Origin of the sequence: Streptomyces sp. ActVer, assembly GCF_027270795.1 — a bacterium.
Taxonomy (GTDB): Bacteria; Actinomycetota; Actinomycetes; order Streptomycetales; family Streptomycetaceae; genus Streptomyces; species Streptomyces umbrinus_A.
The window spans coordinates 1-5,833 of sequence record NZ_JAPWHT010000566.1; the positions used below are offsets into that span (position 1 = coordinate 1).

Consider the following 5,833-nt stretch of genomic DNA (forward strand, 5'->3'; position numbering starts at 1 on the left):
CGCCCCGTGCGGATCGGCGCGACCGCGCCCGCCGAGGCGTCCGTCCCCGGAGCCCGGGGACCGCCGCCGAAGACCCGGCCCCACTGCGAGAGCCGGTCACGTCCCTCGGCCAGCAGCAGCACCAGATAGCCGGCCGCCGCCATGACGAACCACAGCCAGCTCGCGCCACCGCCCTCCGAGAGGCCCGCGGCGACCGAGTACAGCGCGAGCAGCGGCAGTCCGGCCGGGGCCGCGCTGCGGAACGTCACCGCGAGGGCGTCCACCGCGAGCCCGATCACCACGACACCGCCGACCAGCATCAGCCGGATGCCGGGGGAGAGCGGAGCCGGGATCGAGTACCGCCCGACGTCGTCCCCGCCGGCCTGCAGCAGCTCCCCGAAGTGCCGGAACGCCTCCGGTCCGGGCACGAGCCCGGCGATGGCCTGCTCGCGGGCGAAGAACAGCGTCAGCAGGGTCAGGGTCACGAGCGCCTGAACCGCGATCGTCACAGCCCGCGCCAGGGGAACCCGCCGGGTCGCCGCCCCCACCGCGGTCTGCACCGCGAGCAGGAACGCCGCCTGAAGGATCCAGGTCGCCGGATCGACCAGCGGCAGCAGCGCGCCGGACGCCATCAGTGTCGCCGCCACGGCGCACAGCGCGAGTCGCGCGCGCCCGCTCATGAGCCACCGCCCCCTGCCGTGCTTCCCGTTGACGCGACCCCGTTGCGCTGTCGGTCGGCCTCCCGCCACAGGTCTGCCAGGCCCGTGCCCGGCGGTACGGCCAGGGCGGTCCAGCCCGCCTCGCGCAGCATCCGAAGCCGCTCCTCGCTCTGTTCGTCGGCCGCACCGCGCACCCACGTCTCACTGTCCAGCAGGAAGGCCACGGCCCCGCCGCTGCGCTGACGCATCTTGGCGAGCACGGTCGCCTGCTCCTCGTCCAGGTCTCCGAGGAAGGCCACCAACAGCCCCTCGTTGCCGCCCCACAGGACGTCGTAGGCCCGTGACAGGCCCGTACCGTCCGAGTGGTCGATGACCGCGAGGGTGTCCATCATCAGACCGGCGGCGTCCGCGGACTCCTGGCTGGCTCCGGCGAATCCGTCGGCGCCCTCGCCGGGCACCGAGGTGCCGGTGTCGGTCAACAGCCGTACCGAAAAGCCCCGCTCGAGCATGTGCACCAGCGTGGACGCCGTGCCCGACACCGCCCATTCGAAGGCCGAGTCCGGGCCCGCGCCGTCGAAGGCGATGCCCCGGGTGTCGAGGAGCACCGTGCAGCGGGACCGCTGCGGCTGCTCCTCGCGGCGCACCATCAACTCGCCGTAGCGCGCGGTCAGACGCCAGTGGACCCGGCGCAGATCGTCGCCGTAGCGGTAGCCGCGAGGTATCACGTCGTCCTCGCCGGCCAGGGCCAGCGAGCGCTGCCGCCCGTCGCCGTACCCCTTTGCCTCGCCCGTCAGCCGCACCGGCGGCAGAGCCTCCACGCGCGGGATGACGGTCAGGGTGTCGTACGTCGAGAAGGAGCGGGTCAGTTCGCACATCCCGAACGGGTCGCTGAGCCGCAGCTGCAGGGGCCCCAGTGGATAGCGGCCGCGCAGGTCCGAGCGCACCCGGTAGGACACCTCGCGACGGCCGCCCGCCTCGACCCGGTCCAGTACGAACCGGGGCCGCGGCCCCAGCACGTACGGAACCCGGTCCTGGAGCATCAGCAGGCCGGTGGGCAGTCGCGAGACGTTGTCCATCCGCAGATGGACCCGCGCCTCGGACCCCGAGGGCACCCGCCCCGGGGAGAGGCGACGGCTGCCGGCGACCCGGTAGCGCGTGCGGTACAGCACGGTCGCGCAGACCAGTGGCAGCACGGCGAGCAGCAGCCCGACCCGGAGCAGATCGCTCTGCCCCAGGACGTACGCGCAGATCGCGGCCGCGATGCCGGCGGCCAGGAAGGACCGCCCGCGCGTGGTGAGACCGGCGAGTGCCGTACGCAGCCCGCCCTTGTCCTCCTCGGCCTGCGCCGCCGGCATCCCCCCGGTGGTCATCACAGCCTCCGGGGCGGCTGCTGGCCGAAGGCGGACGAGCCCCGGCCCATCCTCAGACCGCTCGGCGACTGGGGCGCCGCGGGCACGGGCGTGCGCTGGAGGATCTCCAGGACGACCTGCTCGGCCGTACGACGGTTCAGCTGCGCCTGGGCGGTGGGCAGCAGTCGGTGGGCCAGGACCGCCACCGCGAGGGCCTGGATGTCGTCCGGCAGCGCGTAGTCCCGGCCGCTGAGGGCGGCGGACGCCTTTGCCGCGCGCAGCAGGTGCAGCGTGGCACGCGGCGAGGCGCCGAGTCTCAGGTCCGGATGCGTACGTGTGGCGGCGACCAGGTCCACGGCGTACCGCCGCACCGGGTCGGCGACGTGGACGTTGCGGACCGCGTCGATGAGCTTCACGATCTCGTGCGCGTGCGCCACCGGCTGGAGGTCGTCCAGGGGGGACGCACCGCCGTGGATGTCCAGCATCTGCAGTTCGGCCTCCGCGCTGGGATAGCCGATGGAGACCCGGGCCATGAAGCGGTCGCGCTGCGCCTCCGGCAGCGGGTAGGTGCCCTCCATCTCGACCGGGTTCTGTGTGGCCACCACCATGAACGGGCTGGGCAGCTCGTAGGTCGTGCCGTCGATGGTTACCTGGCGCTCCTCCATGGACTCCAGGAGCGCCGACTGTGTCTTGGGCGACGCTCGGTTGATCTCGTCGCCGATCACGATCTGCGCGAAGATCGCGCCCGGTTTGAACTCGAAGTCCCTGCGCTGCTGATCCCAGATGGACACACCTGTGATGTCCGAGGGCAGCAGGTCGGGCGTGAACTGAATACGCCGCACTGAGCAGTCGATGGACCGCGCCAGTGCCTTGGCCAGCATGGTCTTGCCGACGCCGGGGACATCCTCGATCAGAAGATGCCCCTCGGCGAGCAGTACGGTCAGCGAAAGCCGTACGACCTCAGGCTTGCCCTCGATCACTTCCTCCACCGAACTGCGGACTCTCTCCACAGTGGCGGTCAGATCTGTAAGGCTCGCTCGATCGTCATAGGTCGTCACCCGGCCCTCCTCGGCCCGTTCTTTCCCGGGCCGACGCTCTGCGATGCGGACCGGCCCACCCCGAAACACGGACACCACGCGCGAATAGTTCCGCGTGACGCCACACCCGCATTCTTGTTGCCGTTACCTGTTCGTGTCACTCGCCTGTGGATAACTGGCCGCGATATGTCACGGCCTGGGGTCTTTGAGAGGGTCCAACTCGCGTCAGGTGGGGTCTATCTCACGCAGCAGGCCCGTCTTCACATCGAACACGAAACCACGTACGTCCTCCGTGTGCAGAAGGAATGGAGAGGTGCGCACCCGCTGCATGGACTGCCGCACGTCCTGTTCGACGTCCCGGAAGGCCTCCACGGCCCACGCCGGGCGCTGGCCGACCTCCATCTCCAGGTCGTGCCGGAACTCCTCGGTGAGGGACTCCAGGCCGCAGCCGGTGTGGTGGATCAGTACGACACTGCGGGTGCCGAGCGCGCGCTGGCTGATGGTGAGGGAGCGGATCACGTCGTCGGTGACCACGCCGCCCGCGTTGCGGATGGTGTGGCAGTCGCCGAGCTCCAGGCCCAGCGCGTCGTGCAGGTCGAGGCGGGCGTCCATGCATGCCACGACCGCGACGTGCAGCACGGGACGGGCGTCCATGCCGGGATCGGTGAACGCGGCGGCGTACCGCCCGTTCGCCTCGACGAGGCGGTCGGTGACGGTGCCGCCGTTGGACATGGCGTCTCCGGGCTCGGTGGGAACGGATGCGGAAGTCGTCATATCTATAACGGTAGTGGTCACACGCTGTCCGGGCCTGCTGTGAGAGGGGACAAAGAACATCAATGAGCGTTGTTGTGAGGTAACCCACAAGGGTGGATCGACTACGCCCGTACGGGTGGAAAAACCCGGTTTGGCGCTTCATCCGGGCCGAGAGCCGCGACGCGCAGGCCGGTTCGTTGACCGCGGGAGACCGTGGACTAAAGTGACGCGAAGCGGGAGACGGACACTCTCCCTGCTGGACTGCTACCCCGGAGGACCGGTGACGAGCCGGGATCTCCCCACGTGCGCGGCGCGTACGTACGGCTCGGCCTCCTCCCGCTCCCGGTCGGCTGACGCTTCCGGCGCCGGCAGGCCTCCCCTTCACGGAGCGGGCGGGGACCCGGCGGTGCGTGCGCGCCGTGCCGGACCTGAGAGGGCCCCTTGACCCAGAGCCGACATGTCCCGGTGATGCTCCAGCGATGCCTGGACATGTTGGCACCCGCGCTGGAGAGGCCGGGAGCGGTCGTCGTCGACTGCACGCTCGGCCTCGGCGGCCACAGTGCGGCCCTGCTCGCCCGCTTCCCCGAGGCCCGCCTCGTCGCCCTCGACCGCGACAAGGAGGCGCTGCGCCTCTCCGGGGACCGGCTCGCCCCCTTCGGTGACCGGGCCACCCTGGTGCACGCGGTCTACGACGAACTCCCCGACGTGCTCGACCGCCTGGACCTCCCGCGCGTCCAGGGCGTCCTCTTCGACCTCGGCGTCTCCTCCATGCAGCTCGACGAGGCCGACCGCGGCTTCGCGTACGCCCAGGACGCCCCGCTCGACATGCGCATGGACCAGACGACCGGCATCAGCGCTGCCGAGGTGCTCAACACCTACCCGGCGGGCGAACTCGTCCGGATCCTCAGGGCGTACGGCGAGGAGAAGCAGGCCAAGCGGATCGTCTCCGCGGTCGTGCGCGAACGCGACAAGGAGCCCTTCAGCAACAGCGCGCGGCTCGTCGAGCTGATCCGCGACTCCCTGCCGCAGGCCGCCAAGCGCACCGGCGGCAACCCCGCCAAGCGCACCTTCCAGGCGCTGCGCATCGAGGTCAACGGCGAACTCACCGTCCTGGAGAGGGCGATCCCCGCCGCCGTGAAGTCGCTCGCCGTCGGCGGCCGGATCGCCGTGCTGTCCTACCACTCCCTGGAGGACCGGCTGGTCAAGCAGGTGTTCGCCGCGGGAGCCGCCAACACCGCACCGCCCGGTCTGCCGGTCGTCCCCGAGCGCTACCAGCCCCGGCTCAAGCTTCTGACGCGCGGTGCCGAACTCCCCACCGAGGAAGAGGTCGCGGAGAACCGGCGGGCCGCCCCGGCGCGGCTGCGCGGGGCCCAGCGCATCAGGGAGGACGCCGAGTGACGGGAGGGTGCGTGAGTTGGACAACCGAACTCACCGGACGCGTGGGTCGCAGGCCCGGACCCATCAGCCGAGAACCCCAGCTCAGCGGGAGGGCGAGTGAGTAGCAGACCCGAACTGCGAGGGAGGGCCGCCCGGCTCGCGCGACTCTTCCCGACGGGCCCCGGACAGGCCGCCCGTACGCCCTTCGTGCTCCTCGTCGTACTGCTGCTCGGCGGCGGCCTGATCGGACTCCTGGTCCTGAACTCCGCGCTCAGCGAAGGGTCGTTCCAGCTCGACGACCTCCAGAGGGACACCAAGAGCCTCACCGACGAGGAGCAGGCGCTCCAGCGGGACGTGGACGCCTACTCCGCCCCCGACGCCCTCCAGCGCCGCGCACGCGAGCTGGGCATGGTGCCCGGCGGCGACCCGGCCTTCCTCAACCCCGACGGCAGCGTCCGCGGCGTGCCCAGCGCGGCCGCCGAGCAGTCGTCCGTGTCGGTCCCCGTGATCCGCCCGCCCGAGGTGCTCCTCCCCGCGCCGTCTCCGACGCCCACCGGGAGCCAGGGATCCGCGGGGCTTTCGACGCCCACCGAGACCCCGGCACCCACCGCGCCCGCCGTGCCCACCGTGGCGCCGGATCCGCTCGCGGAGACGGTCACGGAGCCGTCCCCCCAGCCCA

General features: G+C 71.5%; 6 protein-coding genes. 2 read left to right on the forward strand and 4 right to left on the reverse strand.

Translation table 11 applies throughout. The features are described 5' to 3' along the window. From O3Q52_RS47530 to O3Q52_RS47545, 4 genes are all read right to left on the reverse strand, one after another. Positions 1-659 (reverse strand): DUF3488 domain-containing protein (locus O3Q52_RS47530; RefSeq protein WP_269654690.1); only part of this gene is annotated, 659 nt, incomplete at its 3' end. Then, entirely contained in the window at positions 656-2,008 is a 1,353-nt protein-coding gene (locus O3Q52_RS47535; RefSeq protein WP_269654691.1) for a DUF58 domain-containing protein, read from the reverse strand. The genes O3Q52_RS47535 and O3Q52_RS47530, both read right to left, overlap by 4 nt. Beyond that, positions 2,008-3,045, reverse strand: coding sequence for a MoxR family ATPase (locus O3Q52_RS47540; RefSeq protein WP_269654692.1), 1,038 nt, complete (start codon positions 3,043-3,045; stop codon positions 2,008-2,010). The genes O3Q52_RS47535 and O3Q52_RS47540 overlap by 1 nt, the downstream gene beginning before the upstream one ends. A 204-nt stretch (positions 3,046-3,249) precedes the next feature. After that, complete coding sequence (locus O3Q52_RS47545; RefSeq protein WP_269654693.1) at positions 3,250-3,798, reverse strand: carbonic anhydrase; 549 nt, start codon at positions 3,796-3,798, stop codon at positions 3,250-3,252. A gap of 420 nt (positions 3,799-4,218) precedes the next feature. Here O3Q52_RS47545 and rsmH point away from each other — a divergent pair, with 420 nt between their 5' ends. Beyond that, complete coding sequence (gene rsmH, locus O3Q52_RS47550) at positions 4,219-5,175, forward strand: 16S rRNA (cytosine(1402)-N(4))-methyltransferase RsmH (RefSeq protein ID WP_269654694.1); 957 nt, start codon at positions 4,219-4,221, stop codon at positions 5,173-5,175. Positions 5,176-5,271: 96 nt separating this feature from the next. Next, on the forward strand, positions 5,272-5,833 hold a 562-nt coding region (locus O3Q52_RS47555), incomplete at its 3' end, for a septum formation initiator family protein (RefSeq protein WP_269654695.1).